Origin of the sequence: Rhodocaloribacter litoris (genome assembly GCF_011682235.2) — a bacterium.
Classification (GTDB): Bacteria; Bacteroidota; Rhodothermia; order Rhodothermales; family ISCAR-4553; genus Rhodocaloribacter; species Rhodocaloribacter litoris.
Map to the genome: position 1 here is coordinate 1929198 of NZ_CP076718.1, position 26411 is coordinate 1955608.

The 26411-nt window shown below is 67.8% G+C and carries 18 protein-coding genes and 3 pseudogenes; 15 read left to right on the forward strand and 6 right to left on the reverse strand.

Annotation, left to right across the window (positions count from 1 at the left end):
- The first annotated feature begins 23 nt into the window (after nt 1–23).
- The 3 genes from GQ464_RS07965 to GQ464_RS07975 all read left to right on the forward strand — a co-directional run bounded on the left by GQ464_RS07965 (nt 24) and on the right by GQ464_RS07975 (nt 3780).
- Nucleotides 24–2354 carry an outer membrane beta-barrel protein gene (locus tag GQ464_RS07965; protein WP_166978697.1) on the forward strand — a complete coding sequence of 777 codons (2331 nt, stop codon included), beginning with the start codon at nt 24–26 and terminating at the stop codon, nt 2352–2354.
- 84 nt (nt 2355–2438) lie between these two features.
- Nucleotides 2439–3341 (forward strand): OmpA family protein, encoded by a 903-nt coding sequence (locus GQ464_RS07970; protein WP_228350714.1) that lies wholly within the window; start codon nt 2439–2441, stop codon nt 3339–3341.
- A gap of 145 nt (nt 3342–3486) precedes the next feature.
- Nucleotides 3487–3780 (forward strand): DciA family protein, encoded by a 294-nt coding sequence (locus tag GQ464_RS07975; protein WP_166978694.1) that lies wholly within the window; start codon nt 3487–3489, stop codon nt 3778–3780.
- 73 nt (nt 3781–3853) lie between these two features.
- On the opposite strand, the gene fabF is transcribed toward GQ464_RS07975, so the two are convergent.
- Together fabF and GQ464_RS07985 are read right to left on the reverse strand one after the other, a co-directional pair.
- Entirely contained in the window at nt 3854–5113 is a 1260-nt protein-coding gene (fabF, locus tag GQ464_RS07980; RefSeq protein WP_166978692.1) for a beta-ketoacyl-ACP synthase II, read from the reverse strand.
- An 85-nt stretch (nt 5114–5198) separates the two neighbouring features.
- Nucleotides 5199–5438 (reverse strand): acyl carrier protein, encoded by a 240-nt coding sequence (locus GQ464_RS07985; protein WP_166978689.1) that lies wholly within the window; start codon nt 5436–5438, stop codon nt 5199–5201.
- Nucleotides 5439–5801: 363 nt separating this feature from the next.
- Here GQ464_RS07985 and metK point away from each other — a divergent pair, with 363 nt between their 5' ends.
- The 5 genes from metK to GQ464_RS08010 all read left to right on the forward strand — a co-directional run bounded on the left by metK (nt 5802) and on the right by GQ464_RS08010 (nt 15643).
- Nucleotides 5802–6959: a methionine adenosyltransferase gene (gene metK, locus GQ464_RS07990; protein WP_166978687.1), complete on the forward strand. Its 1158-nt coding sequence runs from the start codon at nt 5802–5804 to the stop codon at nt 6957–6959.
- Between the two features lie 478 nt (nt 6960–7437).
- A complete protein-coding gene (locus tag GQ464_RS07995) occupies nt 7438–8892 on the forward strand; it encodes a T9SS type A sorting domain-containing protein (RefSeq protein WP_166978685.1) in 1455 nt (484 codons plus the stop codon).
- A gap of 188 nt (nt 8893–9080) precedes the next feature.
- A complete protein-coding gene (locus tag GQ464_RS08000) occupies nt 9081–13307 on the forward strand; it encodes a T9SS type A sorting domain-containing protein (RefSeq protein ID WP_166978683.1) in 4227 nt (1408 codons plus the stop codon).
- Nucleotides 13308–13425: 118 nt separating this feature from the next.
- Nucleotides 13426–14703: an adenosylhomocysteinase gene (locus tag GQ464_RS08005; RefSeq protein ID WP_166978681.1), complete on the forward strand. Its 1278-nt coding sequence runs from the start codon at nt 13426–13428 to the stop codon at nt 14701–14703.
- Between the two features lie 229 nt (nt 14704–14932).
- Complete coding sequence (locus GQ464_RS08010; RefSeq protein ID WP_166978679.1) at nt 14933–15643, forward strand: CAP domain-containing protein; 711 nt, start codon at nt 14933–14935, stop codon at nt 15641–15643.
- Nucleotides 15644–15703: 60 nt separating this feature from the next.
- Here GQ464_RS08010 and fdxA read toward each other — a convergent pair whose 3' ends face one another.
- Nucleotides 15704–16048, reverse strand: a complete 345-nt coding sequence (fdxA, locus tag GQ464_RS08015) for a ferredoxin FdxA (protein ID WP_166978677.1) — start codon at nt 16046–16048, stop codon at nt 15704–15706.
- Between the two features lie 287 nt (nt 16049–16335).
- On the opposite strand from fdxA, the gene GQ464_RS08020 reads away from it, so the two are divergent.
- A complete protein-coding gene (locus GQ464_RS08020) occupies nt 16336–17037 on the forward strand; it encodes a hypothetical protein (RefSeq protein WP_166978674.1) in 702 nt (233 codons plus the stop codon).
- A 143-nt stretch (nt 17038–17180) separates the two neighbouring features.
- Nucleotides 17181–17576: a methylglyoxal synthase gene (locus tag GQ464_RS08025; RefSeq protein ID WP_166978672.1), complete on the forward strand. Its 396-nt coding sequence runs from the start codon at nt 17181–17183 to the stop codon at nt 17574–17576.
- Between the two features lie 9 nt (nt 17577–17585).
- Here GQ464_RS08025 and ruvB read toward each other — a convergent pair.
- From ruvB to GQ464_RS19185, 3 pseudogenes are all read right to left on the reverse strand, one after another.
- Nucleotides 17586–18413 (reverse strand): annotated as a pseudogene (ruvB, locus tag GQ464_RS19175) (Holliday junction branch migration DNA helicase RuvB); the annotation flags it as partial.
- A gap of 3 nt (nt 18414–18416) precedes the next feature.
- Nucleotides 18417–19934: pseudogene (locus tag GQ464_RS19180) on the reverse strand (LAGLIDADG family homing endonuclease); the annotation flags it as partial.
- A gap of 3 nt (nt 19935–19937) precedes the next feature.
- Nucleotides 19938–20141: pseudogene (locus GQ464_RS19185) on the reverse strand (Holliday junction branch migration DNA helicase RuvB); the annotation flags it as partial.
- 243 nt (nt 20142–20384) lie between these two features.
- On the opposite strand from GQ464_RS19185, the gene GQ464_RS08035 reads away from it, so the two are divergent.
- The 5 genes from GQ464_RS08035 to GQ464_RS08055 all read left to right on the forward strand — a co-directional run bounded on the left by GQ464_RS08035 (nt 20385) and on the right by GQ464_RS08055 (nt 26403).
- A complete protein-coding gene (locus GQ464_RS08035) occupies nt 20385–20978 on the forward strand; it encodes a DUF3109 family protein (RefSeq protein WP_166978655.1) in 594 nt (197 codons plus the stop codon).
- Nucleotides 20979–20998: 20 nt separating this feature from the next.
- Nucleotides 20999–22510 carry an RNA polymerase factor sigma-54 gene (gene rpoN, locus GQ464_RS08040; RefSeq protein ID WP_166978651.1) on the forward strand — a complete coding sequence of 504 codons (1512 nt, stop codon included), beginning with the start codon at nt 20999–21001 and terminating at the stop codon, nt 22508–22510.
- Between the two features lie 42 nt (nt 22511–22552).
- Complete coding sequence (locus GQ464_RS08045) at nt 22553–24145, forward strand: sensor histidine kinase (RefSeq protein ID WP_166978649.1); 1593 nt, start codon at nt 22553–22555, stop codon at nt 24143–24145.
- A gap of 117 nt (nt 24146–24262) precedes the next feature.
- Entirely contained in the window at nt 24263–25786 is a 1524-nt protein-coding gene (locus GQ464_RS08050) for an aminotransferase class V-fold PLP-dependent enzyme (RefSeq protein WP_166978645.1), read from the forward strand.
- A 359-nt stretch (nt 25787–26145) separates the two neighbouring features.
- Nucleotides 26146–26403, forward strand: a complete 258-nt coding sequence (locus GQ464_RS08055; RefSeq protein ID WP_228350715.1) for a hypothetical protein — start codon at nt 26146–26148, stop codon at nt 26401–26403.
- Nucleotides 26404–26411: the final 8 nt, after the last annotated feature.

Consider the following 26411-nt stretch of genomic DNA (forward strand, 5'->3'; position numbering starts at 1 on the left):
AAACCGCGATCGAGCATATGACCATGTCACGAACATACATCCCCCTGCTCCTCCTGGCCGGACTGTTTGGCCTGGAGACGGTCAGCCCGGTTGCCGTCCGGGCCCAGGTCTCCGGCATCAGCTACACGCTGACGCCTTCCATGGAACACATCGAGTTCGACAGGGAAACCGGCCTGGACAACGCGCAGCTCTTCGGCGGGCGCGTGGGGTTTGCCTTCGGTGAATACGTCGAGCTCAGCGGGCTCTACCTCTACACGCCGGACGGCCGCACACGCCTGAGCCGGCTTTCCGTGCTGCAGGACCGGGATCCCGGCCTGGACCTGGCGCTCCTGGCCCGGGACGTGACGCTGCGTCGTTACGGCGGCCAGTTGAAGTTTAACCTGGGCACCGGCCCGCTCCACCCCTACCTGGTCGGCGGAACCGGCATCTTCCGCTTCGAGCCGGACAACCTCGAACGGAGCGAAACCATCTACCTGAGCGGCGGGGCCGGGCTCCAGTATGCCCTCGACCGCCGCTATACCTTCCTGCTGCAGGTCGAGGCCCTGACGTACCGGCACAACACGGCAACCCTGCTCTCCGAGGCCGACCTCTCCGACCTGGGCCTCACGCGCGACGACTTTGCCCTCGAGCGCAAGACCAACATCGGGGTGCGCGCCGGCTTCCAGCTCTACCTCGGAGGCCGGCGACCCGGCGAGCTGACGGAACTGGACCGGGCCCTCGAACGGCAGTTCTCGGGCGGGTTGCGCAACCTGCGCCTGCAGATCGAACCCTTCTGGGGGCAGGTCGACTTCGACGCCAGCCTCGGCTTCCAGGAGCAGCAGCGCATGGCCGGCGTCTTTGCCGGGCTCGACTTCGGGCCCTACGTCGGCGTGCGCGGTTTCTACTGGCGCGGCGTGCAAGACGGCGAAATCGCCAGGTTCGTGGACCTGCAAGCCTACGGCGGCGAGATGAAACTGGCCTTTGCCACCTCAAGCCAGAGCCTGACACCCTACCTGACCCTCGGCGGCGGGGTGATGGATGTCTTCGGCGACTACCGGGGCAACGCCGTCGTCGTTCCCGAGGACCAGACCTTTGCCATGGCCGGCGTGGGGGCTTCCCTGCCGCTGGGTGAAACGATCCGCCTGCACGGCAGCGTCCGCTCGCTGCTGATGAGCACGCTCGATGCCGAAGAGGTCAGCGACCCCAACCAGATTCAGGCCAGCTTCATGTACAGTGCCGGCCTGAGCTTCAGCCTGGGGCGCAGGGGGCCGGGGGCGGGTGAACTGATCGGCGAAGAGCTCGGTCGTACCCGGCGTGAAGCCCTGACCGCACAGGAACGCCTGGCCGCCGAACTGGAAGCACGGGAGCAGGCCATCCGGCGCGCCGAGGCCCGCATCGACTCGCTGGCGATGCTGCTGGCCGAGGCCCAGCAGGGGAACGCGGCCGCCATGGAGCGGCTGCGGGCCGAGTTGCGCCGCGACTCGCTCCGGGCCGCCGGCCAACCGGCGACCGAACCCCGCCCGGCCACCGCCTCTCCCGCCCCCGCCACGGCCGCCCGCTCCGAAGGCCGGGAGTGGGTGACCCTGCCGGTCCCCACGGAAGGCGAGCTGTACGTGCGGTACGGGCGTCCCGGCGGGGTCAGCGTCGAATCCCTCACCGGCGATGCCCTCCTGATCGACCCGCTCACGGGCGCCGTCGTCTCGGGCATGACCCTCCCGGACAGCCTGCAGGCCCTGCCCGCCGGCTCCGGCCTGACGCCGGAACAGCTCCAGGTCCTCGTGCGGCAGGCCGTGCAGGCCGAGCTGGCCCGGACCGGCGTTGAGGGCGCGCCCGCCCCCCTGGACGCCGCCGCGATCGACCAGCTCGCCCGGCGCTTCGAAAACCGCCTGGCCGAGGTGGAGCAGCGCCTCCAACGCCGCATGGAAACGCTCGAAGCACGGCAGCAACAACCTCCGGTCGTCATCCCGGAAACGCAGGAAGTCACCGGCACGGAGTTGCACGCGATCTATCCCATGACCGGCTTCAACCTGAACAACCCCCAGCAGGTGCTGCTCGGCGTGCGCGTCGACTTCCGCCGGGGGACCACCGGCGCCCTCCGCTTCCTGCCCGAGCTGGTGTTCGGGTTCGGGGAGAACGACTCCCAGGCGATCAACTTCAACGTGGCCTATCCGCTGCGGCTCGATCTCTTCGGCACGTTCGAACCGTATGCGGGGGCCGGCCTCGGGTTCATCTCCGCAGACCGGTTCGAGGCCGCCCTCAACCTGCTCGTGGGCGTCGAGCGCCCCTTCAACTTCGGGACGCTCTTCGGAGAATACCTGACCGTGGACTTCTTCGACCAGAACCGCCTGCTCTTCGGCTACCGCTTCCGCTTCTGAGCCCGGTTTTTTCGCCGGCACGCGGGGGCGGCCTCCCCACCGGCCGTCCCCGCGCCGCCTGCGCTTCCCAACCCCCTGGCAGCCATGAGACACCCGCTGCGCCTTTTCCTGCTGATAGGCCTGACGCTGACCGCCGCCGGGAGCGTACCGGCCCATGCCCGGATACAGGCGCAGGGCACCGACACCACGACGGCGGGCCTCCCGGCCACGGCACGACAACCGGTGCAGATCCGGATCGCGCCGGAGGGCGGGGTGCGGATCCGCTCCCGAAACATTTCGCGCCCGCGCCTCCTGCTCGTGCGCACGCCGCGGACCGCCCCGGTCCGGGTAATCACCGTCCCGGTTCCGGCGGGCGAAGCGGGGCTGACGGCCCGGGACCTGCAGCAGCTGGAGAACCGGCTGCTCCGGCACCTCGACGCACGCCTGGCCCAGTGGATGGCGCTGCAGAACCGGGAAACCGCCGGCGTCTCGCCGCCTCCGGCGGGTGAAGCACCGCCGGTCTCCGGGGAAACCCCGCCCGGGCCGCCGGCCGTGCCCCGGCCCCCGGTCAGCCCGCCCCCGAGGCCGGAGACCCCGATCGACCCGGCCGCCTTGCCGCGGGCGCAGGTCACCGTCGAGCAAATCAGCCGGGCCCTGCTGGACGAGGGCCTCTTCCGGGCCCTCTCGATCCACTTCGAAGTAAACCAGAGCACCCTGCTGCCCGCCTCGCACCAGACGCTCGACGCCCTGGGCACGGTGCTCACCCGCCACCCCGGGTTGCGCCTGGAGATTGCCGGGCATACCGACAGCACCGGCCCCGACGACTACAACCTGCGCCTCTCACAGCAACGCGCCGAGGCCGTTCGAACCTACCTGATCGAACGCTTCGGTATCGCACCGGAACGCCTGCTCGCACGCGGCTACGGCGAAACCCGGCCGCTGGCCGACAACGACACCCCCACCGGCCGCACCCTCAACCGGCGGGTCGAATTCCGCGTCGTCGAATGAACCGGCCGGGTACGCCGCCCGGCCACGCACCCCAAACGGGCGACCGCCACCGGCCCCCGCCATACCGTGGCATGCTGGAAAATGCGGCCCGGATATCCTACCTTGGCCGGGTCCGCTGCATCCCTGAACCACCGTACCCGGTCCCATGGCTTTTCACGACGCGCCGCAGCGACTCGGCACCCTGCTTCAGGGACTGATCTCCGACCTGGGCATCCAGCGCCAGCTCGACGAGGCCCGCACCATCGAGGGATGGGCCGCCATCGCCGGACCGCAGATCAACGCCATGACCGAGAAAGCCTGGATCCGGGGAGACCGGCTCTTCGTGAAGCTGAGTTCGGCCGCCTGGCGACACGAGCTGCACCTGACCCGCGGTGCCTGGCGCGACCGCCTCAACGAGCACCTCGGCGCCCCCCTCGTCCGCGAAATCATCTTCCGCTGAAGACGCTCGCACCGCCACAAAAAAGCCCGGCCATCATGACCGGGCTTCGTTCGTTCCGGAAAAGCCGGAAAGGTCAATCCACGAACTTGCGCACGACCAGGCACGTGTTGTGCCCGCCAAAGCCGAACGCATTGCTGAGCGCCACGTTCACCGTCCGCTGCTGGGGCTCATTGAACGTGTAGTTCAGGTCGCAGTCCGCATCCGGGTGTTCGAAATTGATGGTGGGCGGAACCGTGTCGTGCACGGTGGCCAGGATGGCGGCAATGGCCTCGACGGCGCCGGCGGCCCCGAGCAGGTGGCCGGTCATGCTTTTCGTCGAGGAGACGTTCATCCGGTAGGCGTGCTCGCCGAAGACGGCCTTGATGGCTTTGGTCTCGGCCACGTCGCCCAGGGGGGTCGAGGTCCCGTGCATGTTCAGGTAGTCGACGTCCTCCGGGCGGATGCCGGCGTCGCGGAGGGCGGCCGTCATGGCCAGGCAGGCCCCCCGGCCCTCGGGATCCGGCGCAGTGATGTGGTGCGCGTCGGCGCTCATGCCGACGCCGATCACCTCGGCGTAGATCCGTGCCCCGCGGGCCCGGGCGTGTTCCAGGGCCTCGAGAACGAGCGCACCGGCCCCCTCACCCAGGACGAAGCCGTCGCGCGTGGCGTCGAAGGGGCGGCTGGCCCGGGCCGGGTCGTCGTTGCGCGTCGAGAGCGCCTTCATGGCGTTGAAGCCGCCGATGCCCAGCTCCGAGACGGCCGACTCGCTCCCGCCACACACGATCGCGTCGGCGTGGCCGTGCTGGATCAGCATCATCGCGTCGCCGATGTTGTTGTTGCCGGTGGCACAGGCCGACACGACGCAGTAGTTCGGCCCCCGGAAACCGTACTTGATCGAGATATGGCCCGATGCAATGTCCGGGATGAGCATCGGGATGAAAAACGGGGAAAGGAAGCGCGGCCCGTTCTGGATGTAGTTGGCCGTCTGTTCGTGGAAGACCTGGATGCCTCCGATGCCGCTGCCGAAGATCACCCCGATGCGGTCTTTCTGCTCGGACGTCAGCGTTCCGGCGTCGAGGCCGGCATCGGCGATGGCCTGGTCCGCCGCGACGATGGCGTACTGGCTGAACGGGTCGAGCCGGCGGGCCTCCCTGCGATCGAGGTAGTCGAGCGGGTCGAACCCCTTCAGCTCGCAGGCGAACTTCGTGGCAAAGGGTTCCGGGTCGAAATAGGTGATGGGCGCAGCCCCGCTCTCGCCCCGCATCATGGCGTCCCAGAACGCCTCGACGCTCAGGCCGATGGGCGTCAGGGCACCCATCCCGGTAACGACAACCCGGCGTTTTTCGTTGGGCATCGGCTCTTCGAGAGGTTGGGCATAAAAAACACAACCCGGCGGCGGCCGGCACGGGCCATGAGGCGGGCCACCGGCCGGGGTCGCTTCAGGCCGTCTTGGCTTTCAGGTACGCGATCGCGTCACCGACGGTGGCGATCTTCTCGGCCTCCTCGTCGGGGATGGTCAGGTCAAACTCCTTCTCGAACTCCATGATCAGCTCGACGGTATCGAGCGAGTCGGCGCCGAGGTCGTTCGTGAACGACGATTCCGGCTTGATCTCGTCCTCGTCCACGCCGAGCTTCTCCACGATGATGGCTTTGACTTTGGCTTCGATATCGTTCGCCATGATGCTGGCCTCCTTACGGTGGTACGTTGACAGCGGGCCGGGGAGGCGGGCCCATCCCCGGCGAGGCGGGGGGACAAGCCCCACACGCCCGGACCTAAAAGCATTCGAAATTAAGGCAGTCGCCGGGTAGAAGCAATTTGCGGCCGGTGCTTGATACAGACTTCGCAAACACCCGTCGCGGGCGGCAACGCGCTTCAACAGGCCCTGCGAAGGGACGTTCCCCCGCGCTTTTCCGGACACCGGCCGAGACGACCGGACTTCATGGAAAATGTACGGGTCTCTTTTGAATCCCTCAGGCACCGCCCGCGTTATTGTGTATCTTTCGGAATCACCCGGTCCTTTCTCGTCCAATTCGCTGCACTCATGGCTTACCTGTTCACGTCGGAGTCGGTGTCGGAAGGTCATCCCGACAAGGTTGCCGATCAGATCTCGGATGCGATCCTGGATGCCATGCTGGCCCAGGATCCCCACAGCCGCGTGGCCGTCGAGACGCTGGTGACGACGGGGCTGGTGATTCTCTCGGGCGAGGTGACGACGAAGGCCTACGTGGACGTGCAGGAGGTCGCCCGGCAGGTCATCCGCGACATCGGCTATACGGATCCGCTGCTCCGCTTCGACGCCGACTCGTGCGGCGTGCTCAGCAGCATCCACGAACAGAGCCCCGACATTGCCCGGGGGGTGGACGGCCGCCAGGATCAGGGCGCCGGCGACCAGGGGCTCATGTTCGGCTATGCCTGCCGCGAGACGCCCGAGCTGATGCCCATGCCCATCAGCTTCGCCCACGCCCTCGTGCGCGAGCTGGCCCACATTCGCAAGCATACCAGCCTGATGCCGTACCTGCGGCCGGACGCCAAGAGCCAGGTCACGATCGAATACGAAGACGACCGTAAAACCCCGCGCCGCGTGCACACGGTGGTCGTCTCCACCCAGCACAGCGACAACGTCACCCGCGACCGGATCGAGGAGGACATCCGCGAGATCCTGCTGCCGCGCGTCCTCCCGGGCGAACTCGTCGACGACAACCTCATCCTCCACGTCAACCCCACGGGCCGCTTCGTCATCGGCGGGCCGCACGGGGACACGGGGCTGACCGGCCGCAAGATCATCGTGGACACCTACGGCGGCAAGGGCGCCCACGGCGGGGGCGCCTTCAGCGGCAAGGACCCCTCGAAGGTGGACCGCAGCGGCGCCTACGCCGCCCGGCACGTGGCCAAGAACCTGGTCGCCGCCGGGCTGGCCGACGAGGTGGAAGTCCAGATCGCCTACGCCATCGGCGTCGCCGAGCCGGTCTCCATCGACGTGAACACCTTCGGCACCGGGCTGCTGCCGGATGCCCTGCTCGTGCGCATCGTGCGCGAAACGTTCGACCTGCGCCCCTCGGCGATCATCCAGCGCCTGAACCTGCTGCGCCCCCAGTACCGCACCACGGCCGTCTACGGCCACTTCGGACGCGCCGGGTTCTCCTGGGAGGCTCTCGACCACGTCGATCAACTCAAAGAAGCCGCTCGCACCCTGGCCTGAAAACCGGCACCTCGGGCACGCACAGGTGGGCCACCTCGAAACGGCGGGGTGGCCTTCTTTCGTTCAGGGAGGATGCCGGACTCTCCCGGCACCGCCGTCTCCTCGCGTCAACCGGACGGGGGCGTCTGAATCCGCAATACAAAATTCGCCTGACCCCTCGCCCGGCATTCCCGTGTGATTATCGTTGAAAGGGGAGCGCCGGCATGACGCGGCATCGTGAAGCCTCAAAAAGGCGGGATTGAAAGCCATGGACGCCGGTTGCAATTGGCCGAAGGCGATCCTAACTTCACGGCAAGAGAATGGTTAGGTTTAAAGTTTTTACGGTCGCACGCCAGCAGAAAGCAGATCGTGCTGCCGCGTCGGTTTCGGACCTCTCTCTGGATTACCTCATCGCCGCCCCGGCACCTGCCTTTCTCTTCGTTTCGTCCCTTCGCACATCGAAGGTCTTGCCCCAAACAACGTAGCAGGAGGAGCTGCCATGAAACACGTGTACAAGTTGATGATGGTCGCCGTACTGGGTGGTCTGTTCGTAGCGGCGACGGCCGCCGCGCAGGTACCGCAGGTTCGGATGGACGGCCCAGTGCTCAAGCTGAGCCGTCACCTGGCGGCGCACGCCCGGACGCAGGCCGTAGCCCCCTTCTTGCTCACCGCCTACACGGTCGAGGTCTACGAAGAGGGTACCTGGACCGAGTTCGAGAGCGGCGAGCGTATTTATGACAACCAGGGGCGCCTCGTCGAAGAACAGATCACGGGCCTGGATCTCTTTTCCTTCCCACCTGCACAGGCGCAGTGGCGGGTGAGCTACACTTACGACGGCAACGGCCTGCTCACCGAGGTGCTGGTAGAGAAGGAAGACCAGGGGAGCTTCATGCCCCTCACCCGCAGCATCTATGCCTACGACGGCACCACGCTGCGGAGCATCACGCGGGAGAGCCATGACGACGTTTCCGGGACGTTCGTCCCGTCGAGCCGCACCACCTACGTCGCCTACCAGGGTAACATCGCCGTGGAAACGGTCGAGGAGACCCACGACGGGTCGAACTGGGTCAACGACACCCGGGAGACGATCGTCGAGGAGGGCGGCAACGTGGTGTTTACGGAACAGACCTGGGGCGGCAGTGCGTGGGTCAACGACAGCCGAACCATCCTGGAGGATATCACGCTGGCCGATCTCGACGCCACGGTTCTCGACGCCGCGTTCCTTACGCAAGGGGAACTGGGTCAGGGGTTCTTTTTCTCAACGCTGGCGCTCCTGTATGCCCGCTTCGACCCCAATGTATGGTACCGCGGCCTCACCACGGGGCTCGAGCAGACCTGGGACGGCAGCGCGTGGGTGGACGACAGCCGCACCACGATCACGCGCGACGCGCAGGACCGGGTGGTGGAGTTGCTGGATGAAACGTGGGACGGCACGGCCTGGGTCAACGAGAGCAGGCTAACGTTCTCCTACGATGCCGCGGGGCGTGTGGCGACCTGGGATACGGAAACCTGGGATGGTACGGCCTGGGCCCTCGACCTGCACCAGACGCACACCTACGACAGCGACGACAACGTAACGATGATCCTGCAGGAGGTGCCGGGCGAGGGCGAGAGCGCGCTCGACCCCGCGACGCGCATCAGCTATACCTGGACCGATCTGGCCGTAAACACGGAGACCGGGCCGGAGCCGGTGGCTTTCGGCTTCTCACTGGACGGCCCGAACCCCTTCGCGGACCAGACGGCCCTGCGCTTCACGCTGGAGGCGCCGGCCCACGCCGACGTCCGGGTCTACGACCTGCTGGGCCGTGAGGTCACGGCGCTGGTGCAGGGACCGCTGCCGGCCGGCACCCACCGGGTCGCGGTGGACGGCACCGGCCTGCCCGCCGGGCTGTACCTGGTACGCCTGCAGATCGAGGGCCGCAGCGCCACGCGCCTGATCACCCGGCTTCGCTGATCCGGCCGTAACCCTTTCCATCCCGGCCAGCCCTGCCCCGTCGATGTGCGGGGCAGGGCTCGTCGTTTAACCCCCCGCCCGGCACCGTCCGTCACCAGAGGGCCCCCGGCGGAAACCCCGTTCGGCCGGGGGCGTGCTATGGCCGGTATTCCGGTCGAATGCGTTTTTCCTTCCGTCTCCGAGCCGCCGTGCGTCCCCTGTTTTCGGTACCTCCCGGGCCTGATCCGGTCCCCGGCCGTGCGTACGCGCGGCGCACCCCGCCCCGGTGGTGGGCCGTGGCCCTGGCCCTGGCGATGCTCTTCGGCCCTTTCGACGGGGCAACGGCCCGGCAGCGCCCGGACGCGGTGACGCTCCTCAGCCCGGCCGCCCGCGCCCGGCTCGTCCCGGACGACACGACGCTCGCCTTCCGCACGCGCCGCGTGCCCGGCGGCCGCATCGACACCGAGACCGGCATCTTCCGCGCCGTCTATCGCCTCGACGGCGTCCCGGCACCGGCCGCCTCGCCGGAAGCGGCGGCCCGGGCCTACCTGCGTCGAACCGCCGGCGCCCTGGGCCTCCGGCCCGACCTGGCCGACCTCGTCCTCGAGCAGATCACGGCCTCCGGCAACAGCCGGCACGTCGTCTTCCGCCAGACGCTCGGCGGGGTGCCCGTCTACGGCCGCCGCCTGAAAGTGAACCTCGACCGGGCCGGCCGCCCCGCGATGGTGCTCAACGCCTACGCCCCCCACCTGAAGGCGGTGCGCGACTTCGACCCCCGCCCCTCCCGCTCCGCCCCGTTCGCCGCCGCCCGCGCCCTCGACGAAGTGGCCGGCGGGCGAGGCCGCACCAGCACACCCGAACTGGTCGTCTTCCCCTCCGACCCGCCCCGCCTGGCCTGGCACCTGCTCGTCTGGCCCGAGACGGCCCCCGCCGAATGGAGCGTATTCATCGACGCCCATACCGGCACCCTGCTGTACCTCTTCGACCAGGCCGTGCGGGATCGCTTCGGCGGTCCGGCTCCCACACCCGTCCCCTCCTTCTCCCCGTACCGGACTGGCCCGCCGCCGCTTCCCGAACACACCGCCGTGCATACGGAAGCGGCTTTCCAGCCGGCCCGGCGCATCGACGGCTCCGGCTTCGTGTTCGACCCCGACCCCCTTTCGACCTCGGGACAGACCTACGCGCCCCCCTACGTGGACAACAACGACGCCGACAACGCAGCCCTCAGCGCCGAGCGCATCCTCGTCGACCTCCGCGACATCACCCAGGGCACCGACGGCCTCTTCCGCCTCCAGGGCCCCCACGTCCGCATCGAGGGCTCCGCAACGACCGGCTTCACCCCGCCGGCCGAGCTCGACCCGCACGCCTTCCGCTACACCCGCAGCCAGCCCGGCTTCGAGGCCGTGATGGCCTACTACCACATCGACAAAAGCCAGCGACACATCCAGCGCCTGGGCTTCTTCAACATCCAGAACGGCCCGATTCCCGTGCAACCCCGGGCCCGCACCGACGACAACTCCTTCTACTATCCGGTAGCCAACCGCATCGAGTTCGGCCTCGGCGGGGTGGACGATGCCGAGGACGCGTTCGTCATCTGGCACGAATACGGGCACGCCGTGCTCGAGGCCGCCGCCCCGGGCCTGCTGAACACGGCCGAGGGACAGGCCCTGCACGAGGGCTGGAGCGACTACTGGGCCGCCTCCTACGTGCGCAGCCTCATCGAACAGGGCCTGAGCAAACGACAGGACTGGGAACAGCTGTTCAAGTGGGACAGCGGCGACGGCGCACCCGAACTCTGGGGGGGACGCCGGCTCGATCATCCCGGCCACTACCCGGAGGATACCCCGTGCGCCCGGAGCGCCTCCTCCTGCGACATCTGGCAGGACGGAACGCTCTGGGCCACCACGCTCATGGAGATCTACGACGTCATCGGACGCGACGCCCTCGACGCGCTCAACCTCTATGCCTTCCGCTACCTGAGCGCACCCGTCACCATGGCCGACGCGGCCGAAGCCATCATCCAGGCCGACCTCGACCACTTCGGCGGCGCCCACTTCGGGGTGCTGCTCGACGTCTTCGGTGCCCGCGGCTTCGTGGATCCCGCCGCCTTCGGCCCCGTCGTCGCCCACGAGGCCCTGCCTTCCACCGAGCAACTCGGCGGCACGGTGCCGCTCGACGTCGAGGCGAGCAGCCACGCAAGCTCCGTCGACACGGTGTACGTCTACTTCGGCCACGACGCGGAGCCGGCCACGCGCCTCGTCCTGGCCCCGGCCGGCAACGACCGGTTCACCGGCGAGCTCCCCCTGCCGGAGACGGCCGCCACGGTGCGCTATTTCGTCGAGGCCGTGGACGCGCTCGGCCGCCGCACCCGCCTCCCCACGACGGCCCCGGCCGAGACGTTCCGCTTCACCGCGGGCCCCGACCACGAGCCGCCCTCGGTGACGCACACCCCCATCACGCAGGCCTCGCTGGCTACCTGGCCTGCCGAAGTCGTGGCCTCGGTCGAAGACAACCTGGGGGTGGATTCGGCCCGGGTCACGTTCACCCTGCTCGCGCCGGAGGGCGAGCCCGTGACGGAGGGTGCCTTCGGCCTCACCCGCACGAACGGGCTGTACCGGGGCGTCTTCCCGGTGCCGGTCCACATGGTCCAGCACGGCAGCCAGGTACGCTACCGGCTCCACGCCCGCGACCGCGCCGCCGCCGCCAACGAGACGGCCCTGCCCGGCACCGGCACGTTCGACTTTACCATCACCGCCCGGGGCGTACTCCGCGTTTTCGACTTCGAGGCCGGCCCGCAGGAGGTGACGGCCACCGGCGCGTGGGCCCACGGCCGGCCGGCCTTCGGGGTCCAGGTGGCTCACTCGGGGCAGTTCGTCTGGGCCACGACGCCCGGCGGGCCGTACCCCGACACCGCGGGCCGCTCTTCCCTGGAACTGCCGCCGCTCAACCTGAAAGGCCTCGACCAGGCCTACCTCGTCTTCTGGCACTGGTACGACCTGGAGCACAACGGCCTGGTCGAACCCGGCCACCGGCGGCACGGCCGCATCCTGTGGGACGGCGCCAACGTCAAGGTCTCCACCGACGGCGGCACGACGTGGACCGTCGTCGAACCCGAGGGGGGCTACAACGGCACCGTCTTCGACACCCCGGACAACCCCCTCCGCGGGCAGCCCGCCTTCGGCGGCTACAGCTTCGGCTGGCGCCAGGAGACGATCCCCCTCCCCGCCGCCGACGACGTGCGCATCCGCTTCGACCTGGGCACCGATACCGGCAACACCGACGTCGCCGTCCAGTTCGCCGGATGGTACCTGGACGACGTGCTCATCACCACCGACCGCCCGGTCGACGCGCAGCGCCCCACCCTCCCCCTGCCCCCTCCGCCCCTGGTCGTGCGCTCCGTGCAGGAAAGCCCGCTCTCGCTCTCGTTCCAGATCAACGACGACACCGGCGTGGCCGAGGCGATCGTCGTCTACGAAGTCACCACGGCCCTGGGCAGCCAGGCGGACAGCCTCCGTCTGGCCATGCGCCCCAATGCCCTCGACACGTACGAAGGCACGATCCCCCTCGGCCGGGCACCCCGCCCCGGCGACCTCGTCCGGTATCGCCTCCACGTGCGCGACTTTGCCGGCAACGAGACCCGGCTGCCCGCCGGCGACGACCGCTATCACATCGAATACCGGCTCGTCGAAAGCACCAGCCTGCTCGGCGCGGTGCGGGCCTCCGGCCTCTGGCAGGCCGCCGGGGCCACGTGGATCACCGGCAGCGGCTCCGAAACCCGCTCCAGCCTCGTCCTCGAACCCCTCGATCTGCCGGCCAACGCCGCCGACCTGACCTTCACCCTCGAACACCGGTACAGCCTCGGCAACGGCCTCGGCGGCAATGTCAAAATCTCCGCCGATGACGGCCACACGTGGCAGATCCTCACCCCCGAGGGAGGCTATGATGCCACGCTTCCGGCAGGCAGCGCCCACCCGATGCAGGGGGAAGCCGTCTTCACCGGCGCGAGCGAGGGCCCCCTCCGGTCCGTGTTCGACCTCGCCCGCTTCGCCGGGGCCCAGGTACGCCTGCGCATCGACTTCGGCGCCGGACGTTCGCTCCGCAGCGGCGAATTCTGGCAGGTGCAGGCCGCCACGTTCGGGCAGTCCACCCGGGAGAACGCGTTCGAGGTCCCGCGCACGCTCCGCCTGCTGGGCAACTTCCCCGATCCCTTTGCCACGACCACCACGATCAGCTATACGCTGCCCGAACGCCTGCCGGTCACGCTGGAAGTGTACGACGCACTCGGGCGGCGGGTGGCCCGGCTCGTGCAGGCCACCCAGGAGGCCGGTACGTACACGCTCACGTTCGACGCCGGCCACCTCGCCGCCGGGGTTTACCTGCTCCGTCTCCTGGCCGGCGACGCACAGCGGATCGAACGCATGGTCGTGGCCCGATGAGCCCGGCGGGCGAGGCGCGGCACGTTGAATTTTCGCCAAGGGGCAACCTTCGGCACCGGCTACCCGTTTTCAGCTTTCCTCACCGAAACAACCCATCCCAAGAAGATCACGAGCGAACATGGACTACAAGGAAGGGGCATACAAGGTTCGCGACCTGCGCCTGGCCGGGGCCGGCCGGAAACGCATCGAATGGGCCGAGAGCCGGATGCCCGTGTTGATGCGCCTGCGCGAGCAGTATGCGAAGGAACAGCCGTTCAAAGGCTACAAGATCGCCGGCTGCCTGCACGTCACGAAAGAGACGGCCGTGCTCGTCGAGACGTTCGCCGCCTGCGGGGCCGAGGTGGCCTGGAGCGGCTGCAACCCCCTCTCGACGAACGATGAGGTAGCCGCCGCGCTGGCTGAGGCCGGCATCGAGATCTATGCCTGGCACGGCCAGAACGTCGAAGAGTTCTACTGGAGCATCGAGCGCACCCTCGACCGGCCGCCGCACCTGACGCTCGACGACGGCGCCGACCTCATCTTCACCGTCCACCACCGGCATCCGCACCTGGCCGAGCACATCATCGGCGGCAGCGAGGAGACGACCACCGGCGTGCACCGCCTCCGGGCCATGGCCGAGGACGGCAAACTGCTCTACCCCGTCTACGCCGTCAACGACGCCGAGACGAAGTGGGACTTCGACAACGTCTACGGCACCGGCCAGTCCACGATCGACGGCATCCTCCGCGCCTCGTCGGTGCTGCTGGCGGGCAAAAACTTCGTCGTGGCCGGCTACGGGCACTGCGGGCGCGGCGTGGCGATGCGGGCCAAAGGGATGGGCGCCAACGTCATCGTCACCGAGGTCAAGCCCACGGCCGCGCTGAAAGCCACGCTCGACGGCATGCGCGTCATGACGATGGACGAGGCCGCCGCGATCGGCGACATCTTCGTCACGGCCACGGGCATGAAGGACGTCATCCGGGGCCGCCACTTCGTCAAGATGAAAGACGGCGCCATCGTCTGCAATACCGGCCACTACGACGTGGAACTCAACCTCAAGGAACTGGCCGGGCTCTCGACCGACACCCGCGTCGTCCGCCCCAACAACCGCGAATACACGCTGGAGAACGGCAAGCGGATCTATGTGCTGGCCGAGGGCCGGCTGGTCAACCTGGCCGCCGCCGAAGGGCACCCCTCGGAAGTGATGGACATGAGCTTCGCCAACCAGTTCATGGCCCATCTGCACCTCGTACGCAAACACGAGGCCGGCGAAACGCTCGCCCCGCAGGTAATCGACCTGCCCGAGGAACTCGACCAGGAGATCGCCCGCATCAAGCTCGAGACGATGGGCATCCGGATCGACACCCTCTCCGAAGAACAGCGCGCCTACGCCACCGACTATTCGGCCGGCACCTGACACCTACCTGCAACCAATCGACAACCCTTCCGGAACGAAGAAGGCCGCGCCGGGCCATACCGGTGCGGCCTTCTCTTTTCTTCCCCGGCAGATTTAACACGGATCGGCCGAACCCGTGATTTAATGATTTGTTAAAATTTACCTCTTGACCCGTCTGATCCGATATCCTTCATGAACGGGAAGGTGGGCCGGCGCCGGAGGCCACACAACAAGCAGGGAGGGCCGGACGATGCGTACACGTCAACTTTTCGGGGTTGTGCTGGCGATCCTGCTCGGTGGCTGTGCTACGTTGCAGGGGCCCCGGGTCATCCCCGCCGGTCACGAGACGGCGTCCTTCGCTCCGGAGGGGCCGGGCATGCCCGCGGATCTCGTACCCGGCAACCCGCTCGCCCTGTTGCTGGCCCCGCCGGCCTGGCCGCCCGAAGCCGTCGCGACGGCCCCGCCCTTCGACGCGGCGGCGCTGGAGCGGCGCATCCACGAGCGGGTGAACGAAGTGCGCGCCCGGCACGGGCTGGCGCGGCTGGACTGGTCGGCGTCGCTGCTGCCGGTGGCGCGGGCACACAGCGAGGACATGGCCCGCCGCGGCTACTTTGCCCACGTGAACCCGGAGGGAGAAGACGCCGGGGACCGGGCCCGGCGCGCCGGGGTGTCGCTCGTCCACACCGCCGCCTCGTATGCCACCCTGGGCATCGGGGAAAACCTCAGCCTGATGCACCGCTACGCCGAATACCGCATCTACGACGAAGGGACCCGCCGGCGCTACGTGTTCTCCTGGCGCAGCCCCGACGAGATCGCCCGGCAGGTGGTGGCAAGCTGGCTCCAGAGCCCCGGCCACCGGGCCAACCTGCTCAGCCCCATCTATGCCGCCGAGGCCATCGGCGTGTTCCGGGCCGAGAACGAAGCCCTCTTCATCACCCAGAACCTCCTCACGGCCCGCTAAAACAAGAGGCCGCACGGGCTGTCCACCGGTGCGGCCTCCTCACAACGTCGGACCGGGCGTTCACGTCTCCCACGTCAGGATGTCCTTTTCGGACTTCTCCGCCGTGGCCCAGTATTCGGCATCCGGAAGGGGATCCTTCTTCTCGGTGATGTTATAGCCCATCTCGCGCCACTGCTCGGCCAGATACCGGTTCCACTCCGCATAGTGCGCCCACTTCTCCGGCAACTCGTCGTCGGCGTAGATCGCCTCGACGGGACAGACGGGCACACAGGCGTTGCAATCGATACACTCGTCCGGGTGGATCGCCAGAAAGTTGGGGCCTTCGTAGAAGCAGTCGACCGGGCAGACTTCGACGCAGTCGGTATGCTTGCAGTTGATGCAGGGTTCGGCAACGACGTAAGGCATAAGCGTCTCCTTTCGATCAGCGTGTTGCGGCGGGCGCCGTGGACCGGAAAATAACGCATCCGTACGGGGGAAAACAACCCTGCCCTCCCCCGCCGCACGGCCGGCCATAATACACCGGAAGAACGCATCCCGAAGCGCAGGGTTGCCTTCTTTGCCGGACACGGTGGCGCTTCCACTGGACGCCGGGACCGCGCCGGGACCGTCGCCGGGCCGGACGGGATCGATGGCGCGGACTTTGTCCCACGAGAACCGAAGCGGCTCCCTTTCAACCTTCCTCCCGGTATCTCATGCCCGATCAGACACCATGTTTCGGCCGGGCCGGCCTGCCGGTGCTGGTGTTGCTGCTCACGCTGGCCGGTTGCCGGAGCACCGGCGACCTTCACCGGCACGACCTCACGGGCCGCACCGTGGCGGCCGTGGCCGCCGTGCCGCCGGCCACCCTCCAGAGCCTGGGCGACGCCGTCATCGTCGATCGCGACCGGCCGGCCGGCACCCTCGTCCGCGTCGGGGCGGCCCTGGCGAAGGAACGCGCGCTGCGACGGGCCGAGGCCCGGCTGGACAGCGCCCTCCGGCACGTCGATGTGGCGGACCGCCTGGCGCGGGAAACGCTGCTCCGCGGGGCCCGGCACCTCCGCTATCGCCCCACCAGCGCCCTCGAAACCGCCGACTTCGTGCTCGACCTCCACATCAGCCGCTACGGCCTCCAGGCCCGCTCGTGGGACGTGGCCGTGGATTTCATCCTGGAAGGCGAAATCAGGCTCCTCGAAACCCGCACCCGCCGAACGATCTGGCACAAGGAGATCCACCAGCACGAACCGGTCTCCGCTTCGATCCTCGGCTTCGACCCCGTGGCCGGAGACGTCTTCACAGCGGCGGTGCTCGCCGGCCTCTCCGTCGAGGAGATGACGCGGGCCCTCGAGCGACTCACCGACCACGCCGCCTACCGCCTGGCCGAAGCGCTGCGCCGCGATTACTATGACCGGCGATAACCCGGTAGCGCGAGAAGCGATTTCGTGCTGTGCGAAGCGTTTTTCTTCTTCGAACGTTAACCGACGCGGTGCCGGCGTTGTAGAACCCTTCCGTATACGGCGGGTAAGCCCCCTGATTTTTCTCAACCTACCCGTGCGAACCTATGCGTCGTACGCTCGCCCTCATCGCGCACGACGGCAAGAAGGCCGATATGGTGGCCTTTGCCATGCGTAACCGCAAACACCTGGCTCAGTTCGACCTCGTCGCCACGGGAACCACGGGCAAGATGCTCCAGGACGAGGTGGGCCTGCCGGTGGAGCGGGTGCTTTCCGGCCCGCTCGGCGGGGATGCGCAGATCGCGGCCCGTGTGGCCGTCGGAGAAGTGTTCGCCGTCTTTTTCTTCGTCGACCCGCTCGACAAGCACCCGCACGACCCGGACATTCAGATGCTGATGCGCGTCTGCAACGTGCACAACGTGCCGCTGGCCACCAACACGGCAACGGCACGCCTCATCCTGGCGAGCCATTCCCTGGTCGGCGACGCCACCTCGGCGACCTAGGCGGCTTGCTCACACGCCGGAGAAAAGGTCGCCCGTGCGGCGAGGCGGGGCGAGGCCGAAGTGCTCGTAGGCGCGGGGGGTTGCCACCCGGCCCAGGCGGGTCCGCTCCATGAATCCTTCCTGGATGAGGTACGGTTCATAGACCTCCTCGATGGTGCCGGCATCCTCGCCCACCGAGACCGACAGGTTCGCCAGGCCGGTGGGGCCGCCCCCGAACTTGTCGATGAGGGTCAGCAGGATGCGCTTGTCCATCTCGTCGAGGCCGGCTTCGTCCACGTTGAGCGCGTGCAGGGCCCGGTCGGCGATGGCGAAGGTGATGCGCCCGTCCCCTTCCACTTCGGCGAAGTCGCGGGTGCGGCGCAGCAGCCGGTTGGCGATGCGGGGCGTGCCCCGGCTGCGCCGGGCGATCTCGTAGGCGCCGTCGTCGGTGATGGCGACGCCGAGGATCCGTGCCGAGCGCAGCACGATCTCGCGGAGCAGGTCGGCGGTGTAATAGTCGTACCGGAAGTCGATGCCGAAGCGGGCCCGCAGCGGCGCCGTGAGCAGCCCCTTGCGCGTGGTCGCCCCGATGAGGGTGAACGGCGGCAGGCTGATCTTGATGCTGCGGGCGTTGGGGCCGCTGTCGATGAGGATGTCGATGCGGTAGTCCTCCATCGCCGAGTAGAGGTATTCCTCGACGACCGGGGGCAGGCGGTGGATCTCGTCGATGAAGAGCACGTCGCCCTCGTTCAGGTTCGTCAGCAGCCCGGCGATGCTGGCGGGCTTGTCGAGCACCGGCCCGCTGGTGGTCTTGATCGCCGCGCCCATCTCCTCGGCGATGATGTGGGCGAGCGTGGTGTTATGACAGAAGAACCCGTTGGCGACAAACGAATGCGTTCCCGGCACCACGAAGTCATAGGCATCCGCTTCCGAGGGCTCGACCTCGGCCACGCGATCCCAGCACAGCCGGGGGTTCATCAGGGCCACCAGCCGGTCGTATTCAGGCTCCTTCCGAACGTCGGGTGGCAGAAGCCCGAGCAGCTGCCCGATCCGCTGCCGGGTCATCGCCCGTTTTTCCCGTTTCACCCGCTCGAAAGCCCGGTGTACCGGCCGGGGCTGAGGACGGGATTTTTCAAGCAGGGAACGGAGCAGGGCGGGCGCGCCGGGCACGAGATCCGTCTTGCTCCACCCCCGGCGTGCCGGCATGCACGAAGCCCGGGCCTGCTTCTGGGGTAACCTGAACCCGACGGTGCGGTAAAAACGCACGGCGTCCTTGCCCCCGATGAACAGACTCCAGAAGGGCCTACCGGCCCGGTGTTTCCGGTGACGGTAGGCGATGATGCCCAGCCCCGCAAGCAGGATCTGCACCTGCTTCGACAGTTGTTCCGAGCGCGTGCCCAGTTCGATGCCGTCTTTTCGTGCGTGGCCGTCTGCATCGAAAAGACCCTGCAGGAAGCCGATCATCACTTCGGGCGGGCTGCTGAGCACGGCATGGGGGACGACCTTGTCCGCTGCGCTGGCGGCCCGGAGACCGAACGCCGCACAAACACGGCCCACGTTTTTGCTGAATCGCAGGGAAGCGGTGCGGTTCCGGTAGCGGTGTACGACCGGTTTACAACCGAAGTGCGTTTCGCTGATGCGCCGCAGCTCGGCCTGCAAAACGGGATCGTTGCAGGTGATGGTGAAGGCCGGGTAAGCCGCTCCTTTTTCGATATGCCCGTCCCCGATCACGACGCCCAGCAAATAGGCCAGGTCGGCGTCGAGCGTGATGCGTTGCTGCCAGCGAGGGGGTAGACCCCCCACCGGATCCTGTGGAGCGTGTCGGCCTGTCAGGCGTCGCCCATCCGCAAGCGGCAGGCCCAGCCGATGGGCCGCCTGCACGGGCGTCGGTGTGTTGTGGGCACCGCTGAGGGCGGCGTAGGCGTTGCGCAGTTCGATGCCGGTCGGGGAGCGGTGAAACCGGAGGCTCAGGTGCTCATGCAACCGCCGGATCGTGATATCCATGCGACGCCGCCGGTCCCGGGGCGCGTCCGGTAGCCAGGTCGCGTAGTGGAAACGACCCGGGACCTTCAGGCCACACCCGATGGCCACGAAGTCCTCCCGTGTGAGTTGGTCGAGGCGTTTCCATTGTGGTCCTTCTGAGGTGGCCACAAGAACGGGATGGTGCGGCGTTCCTTCCAGTTCGAAGCCGGCCCGGGTCCGGACCCGGAGGGTGGGCACCCGCCCGCTGTAGTAGACGAGGGTGGCCGGTTCCAGGCCATTCAGGCCGTACACGGTCGCATCAGCCGGACGATGATCGTCGGGTTCCATGTCGTCGGGCAGGAGCGACCGAAATTCGACCCATCCATCTTCTGTGAGGACAAGGCTGTCCGGGGTGATGCATTTACCTAACCCCGGCGGCCCCGAGAGCAGGACGTGGTCGAGCGTCTCGCCGCGCTGGAGCGCCGCCGTCATGAAAACCCGCAGGTTGTCCTTGATCTGCTGCTGGCCCACGAACTCGTCGAGGCGGGTGGGCCGGAGGGCTTTCTCGAGGTCCTCCTCGCCGCGAAACGGGCGGGGGGCGAGGGCATCCGAACGGGACGACATACGGTCTGGCATCTGAGCTTCAGGAAACCCCGGCACGGCCCGCGCCCCCGTTGCCGGAGGCGTCGCGCCGGGTAGTCGAGGGGACAAGATACGAACCGGCACTGACAGGCCCCTGTCAGCCCCGGTGAGGCCGGGGCAACGCTTTTGATACGCCCGTCGGAGCCGATAATTCCCCCGGAAATAACCGCCTTTTATCGCGAGCCGGTTGACAAACCGCGCCGGGTATTCTACGTTTGAGGCATCATGTTTGCTGTAGACCACATCCTCATTTCCGACGACCTGCTCGACGCGCCGTTCTCCTGCCTGCTCGGCGCGTGCCGGGGCGGGTGTTGCGTGCACGGCGAGTCCGGGGCCCCGCTCGAACCCGGGGAACGGGCTCTCCTCGAAGCCGCCCTGCCCCGGGTGCGCAAGTATCTTACGCCCGAAGCCCTGGCCGTCATCGAACGCGACGGCGTGTGGGAAGAGGTGGAACCGGGTGCCTACGCCACCACCTGCGTCGACGGCGCCGCCTGCGTCTTCGTCACCTACGACGGCCCCGTCGCCAAATGCGCCCTGCAGAAAGCCTACCTCGCCGGCCGCATCGACTTTCCCAAGCCGATCTCCTGCCACCTCTTCCCGGTACGGGTGCAGACCTACGGCGACATCGAGGTGCTCAACTACGAACAGGTGCCGCTCTGCGAAGCCGCCCGCAAACATGGCCGCCGTCACAACGTTCAACTGGTAGATTTCCTGCGCGAACCGCTCGTGCGCAAATATGGAATGGACTGGTATGAAAAATTCCGGCTGGCCTGGACGCAACGCCGCGACGCCCTCGCGCCGGCCTCGCGACCGGGCTAGCCGACGCCCGTGAGATCGTCATGCTCAACCTCCAGCAAAAACAGACGCTTCAGCAGAAGCTCTCTCCCCAGCAGATTCAATATATCAAGCTGCTGCAACTGCCCACGCTTGCGCTCGAACAGCGGATCAAGGCCGAACTGGAGGCCAACCCGCTGCTGGAAGAGGGAGAGGAAGACGAGGAACTCCAGGAGCTGGAAGACAACCTGGAGAGCGAGGAGCCCCAGGAGGCCGCAGACACCGCCGGCGAGGAGGAGACGGCGGAAGAACCCGAGATCGACAAGGAGGAAGAATACGACTGGGACGAATACCTCAACAGCGCAGACGACCTCTACGGCTACAAGGCCCGCGTCGACCAGCCGGACGAGGAGGACCGGCGCGAGTTGCCCATGCCCGCCCGCGTCAGCATGACCGAGCACCTCATGGACCAGCTCCTCTTTCTCGATCTGGACGAAACCGACACCCTCATCGCCGAACAGATCATCGGCTCCATCGACGAGGACGGGTACCTCCGCCGCCCCCTCGAATCCATCATCGACGACATTGCCTTCAACCACGGCGTCCTGCCCACGGAGGACGACGTCGAGCGCGTGCTCCGGCGCATCCAGCGGCTCGATCCCCCCGGCATCGCCGCACGCGACCTGCGCGAATGCCTCCTCGTGCAGCTCGAACTGATGGACGAAGACACCCCCGGCCGCGACGTCGCCCGCCGCATGCTGCAAGAGGCGTACAAAGCCTTCACCATGAAGCACTTCGACGCCATCATGAAGAAGCTCGGCGTCTCGGGCGAAGAGCTCAAGGAAGCCTACGACCTCATCCAGCGGCTCAACCCCAAACCCGGCGAAGGCGAGTTCACCCCCACGCAGAACTACATCACACCCGACTTCACCGTCCGCTACATCGACGGGGAATTCATCATCTCGCTCAACAGCGGCAACGCCCCGCAGCTGCGCATCTCCCGGCAATACCGCCAGATGCTCGAAAAGCTCTCCGCCGCCCAGAAAAAGGGGCACCGCGAAAACGGTATCGACGCCGAGACGAAAGCCTTCCTCAAAAGCAAACTCGAATCCGCCCGCTGGTTCATCAACTCCATCAACCAGCGGCGCCAGACGATGCTCAAGGTGATGCACGCCATCGTGCAACTGCAGGAAGACTTCTTCAAGTTCGGGGAAGGGTACCTCAAGCCGATGATCCTCAAGGACGTCGCCGAGTTGATCGACATGGACATCTCGACCGTCAGCCGCGTCGTCAACGGCAAATACGTGCAGTGCGACTTCGGGGTCTATGAACTCAAGTACTTCTTCTCCGAGGGCCTGACGACCGAGAGCGGCGAGGAGGTGTCGAACAAGGAGGTCAAGGCGATCATCGAGAGCATCATCGCCGGCGAAGACAAGAAGAAACCCCTTTCGGACCAGAAGATCGCCAAGATGCTGGAGAAGCGGGGCTTCAAGATTGCCCGCCGGACGGTGACGAAATACCGCGAGCAACTGGGCATTCCCGTGGCACGGCTTCGCAAAGAGATCGTGCTGCAGTAAGAAGGCGCCACGGGCATTCTTTTCACCGGCGTTGTCCGACGCATGACCTTTTCGCTTCCGGCACGAAGTGCTGCGGCGCTGGCGCTGGTCTACTTTCTGCTGGCGCTTCTGTCGATCACGCTGGCGACGCGTGCCGGGTATGTGGCGTTCATCTGGCCGCCCGTGGCCGTCCTGCTGGGGGTGTTGCTGCGGAGCACACCGGCCCGGTGGCCGCTGTTCCTGGGAGCCTGTTTCGTCGCCGACGTGGCCGCCAACCTGCTCCTGGGCGGGACCCTGCCCGCGACGCTGGGGCTGGCCGCGGGCAGCCTGGCGGAGGTGTTGCCGGGTGCCTGGCTGCTGCAGCGGCACTTCGGGCGGCCCTTCCGCCTGACGACCCTGCCCGCGGCGCTGGGCTTCCTGCTGGTGGCCTGCCTGACGCCCCTGCCGGGCGCCCTCCTCGGTGCGACGGTCCTCCACGCGGCCCTGGGAGCCCCCTGGCTGGAGGCCCTGCGCATCTGGTGGGCCTCGACGGCGCTGGCGATGATCATCGTGGCACCGGTCCTGCTGACCTGGACGCCCGCGGCCGGGGCCGTCTTCCGCCGGCGCCACGCCGCGCTCGAAGCGGCGGGCCTCGTCCTGCTCCTCCTGGCGACGACGACCTTCGTCTTCACTCGCCCCTTCACCCCCCTGCTGTTCCTGCTGCTGCCGCTGCTGATCTGGGGTGCGCTGCGCTTCGGACCGGCCGGCCACAGCCTGACCGCGCTGCTCCTCACCACCGCTGCGCTGGCATGGACGTATGCCGGTCACGGCCCCATCGCCGCGACCGGCGCCGCACCGGCCCTGCAGGCGCACCTCCTGCAACTTTTCCTCACCTCCATCGCCGCGCCGTCGCTCCTCGTCGCCGTGATCGTCACGGCCCTGCGCCGGAGCGCGGTGGAACGGGAACGGCTCATCCACACCCTGGAAAGCCAGAAAGCCGAGCTGGAGCGCTTCGCCTACACCATCTCGCACGAGCTGAAGACGCCGCTCGTCACGATCACCGGCTTTGCCGGGCTGATCCGCGACGACCTGGCCCGTGCCGACACCGTGCGGGCCGAAGACGACCTCTCGATCATCGAACAGGCCGCCCGGACGATGCAGCAGTCCCTCGATCACCTGCTCGAGCTGACCCGCCTGGGGCGACCCATAGGCGCCCCCCGGCGCGTCCGCCTGCGCGACCTCGTCGACGACGCCCTGGCGACCGTCGCCGCACGCATCGAACAGAAGGGCGCCACCATCCTCGTGGCCGACGACCTGCCCACCGTCCGGGGCGATCCCCAGCGCCTGCGCGAGGTGCTGACCATTCTGCTCGACAATGCCCTCAAGTTCACCAAACCCTCGGAAGCGCCCCGGATCGAGATCGGCGCCCGGCCGGCCAACCCGCACCCCGTTTGCTTCGTGAAAGACAACGGCACCGGCATCGAACCCGTCTATCACGAGCGGGTCTTCGATCTGTTCGAGCGGCTGGAGGCCACCCACGAGGGAGCCGGGGCGGGCCTGGCCCTGGCCCGGCGCATCGTCGAGGCCCACGGCGGCCGCATCTGGATCGAGTCGGCGGGACGGGGACGGGGCACGACGGTCTGCTTCAGCCTGCCCCTCGAATCTTCCGGGAAATAGGGGGAAGCGCGGCGCCGGCACGTTGGGATTGCCCGGCCGGCACCGTACCTTGACGCATGGAAGCGCTTCGGTCCGCTTCCGAAATGCCCGTCAAACCACGCTCCGGGAGGTGACCCGATGGACCTGCTGCACGCCCCGCGCCTGCAACCCTTCGGCCCGCGCTCGCAGCGGGAAGCCCTGCTCGAACGGCTCCGGCCCGAATTCTACGGGCTCGACACCGAGTACGAACTGGCCGACGGCCGGCGCGCCCGCCGCATCTACCTGGACAGCGCCGCCTCCAACCTGCGCCTGAAGGTCGCCGACGCCATCGTGCACCGGGCGCTGGCCCACTACGCCAACACGCACTCGCAGCTCCACTTCGGCGCCCGCATCATGACGGCGCTCTACCACCAGGCCCACCGGATCGTGCTCGACTTCGTGGGGGCCGACGACGCCTACACCGCCGTCTTCCACGGCAACGGGGTCACGGGCTGCATCAACCGGATGGCACGGGTGCTGGCGCACAAACGACCCGAGCGCGACGTGGTCATCACCACGCTGATGGAGCACCACGCCAACGACCTGCCCCACCGCAAGCACGCCGGGAAGGTGGTGCACGTGCCGCTCGAGCACGACCCCGACGGTGAGGCGGGGCGCGTCGACCTGGAAGCCCTGGCCGAAGCCATCGAGGCCCACGCCGACCGGCTCAACTACGTGGCCATCACCTGCGCCTCGAACGTGACGGGCATCATCAACCCGGTGCACGAGATCGCCCGCATGGCCCACGCGGCCGGGGCTCTGGTGCTCGTCGACGCCGCCCAGTCGGCCGCCCACCTGCCCCTCTCGGTGGTGGCCGAAGACCCCGCCGAAAACCTCGACGTGCTCGTGATGAGCGGGCACAAGATCTACGCGCCCGGCAGCCCCGGCGTCATCGTGGCCCGGAAAGACCTGTTCCTGGGGCTGGAGCCGGAGGAGATCGGCGGCGGCGTGGTCACCTTCGTCGACGCCAGGCGCTATACCATCACCGACCGGCTGCCCGACCGTGAGGAGACCGGCACGCCGAACATCCCCGGCGCGCTGGCGCTGGCCGCCACGCTCTACCTGATGGGCCGCATCGGTATGGATGTGATCGAGGCGGACGAACGGCAGCTGACGCAGTACGCTCTGGACCGCTTCGAAGCCATCCCGGGCCTGCACCTCTACGGCTCGCACCGGCTCGAAGTGGCCGACCGCATCGGCGTCATCACGTTCAACATCGAGGGGCTGCCCCACGGCTTCGTCACGGCCGTGCTGAACGACTACTTCGGCATCGCCGTGCGGAACGAGTGCTTCTGCGCCCAACCCTTCGTGCGCCAGCTCCTGGGCATCGCCGACGAGCACGGCGTGGCACCGGACGCCTGCATGACCCGCGTGCACGACGCCACCGAGAAGCCCGGCATGGTGCGTGTCTCCTTCGGCCTCTACAACACGCGCGCGGACGTGGACGCCGCCGCCGAGGCCCTCCGCCACATCGCCGGGCACGCCGAAGACTACGCCCCGCACTACGTCCCCGTCCCCGACGGCAGCGGCGACTTCCGGCACGTCTCCTTCCGCTTCCGCCCCCACGACGCCTTCGACCTCGAACGCGAGGTGGATGCCTGGCTCCGGGACAACCTCGTCTGACGGGCCCTCCACGGAGTGGACACGGCTGTCCCCTCGCCTGCACACCGCCCGCACCGGCCGCCCGCTCCCGGCACGGGGAAAGTTCTGCCACCGGCGGTGCCGGATGTGCACTTTTCTCGGCATGCCCGCCGTCTTGCCCTGCGCCCTCCACACGGGCCGCTCCATCTCCCGCAGAAACAGCGTGATACTTCACCCGCCTTTCCAGCCTGTTTCAGGGGTTTTTTCGAAGGAGGAAGACCCGTACCGCCGGCTGCCCGCTTTTTCATCCGGCGCAGCGGGCTCCCGGCGCCGGAGTTGGTCTGGATTTTGTGAAAGTACGACAAAGAAATGGTTGTCCCCAATGCCTGCCCCGGTTTCCCATGGAAACGATGTCCCCCCCGAATGCTGCCTCGTCATCGGCTCTTCCGCTGTTGCTGGCCCGCTACGTGCGCGGTCAGATCGCGGAACCGGCCTGGCACAACCTGATGCACGTCTTTGACGCCGAAGACCTCACCGTGCCGGAACGCCTGGCCCTGGCCAAATTCGTGAACGATTTGCTCGTGGAACAGGGCCGGATCTTCCAGATGCCTCGCCCCGAAGAGATCCGGGACCTGCTGGCGGAGACGCGGACGGGTTGAGCGGCCGA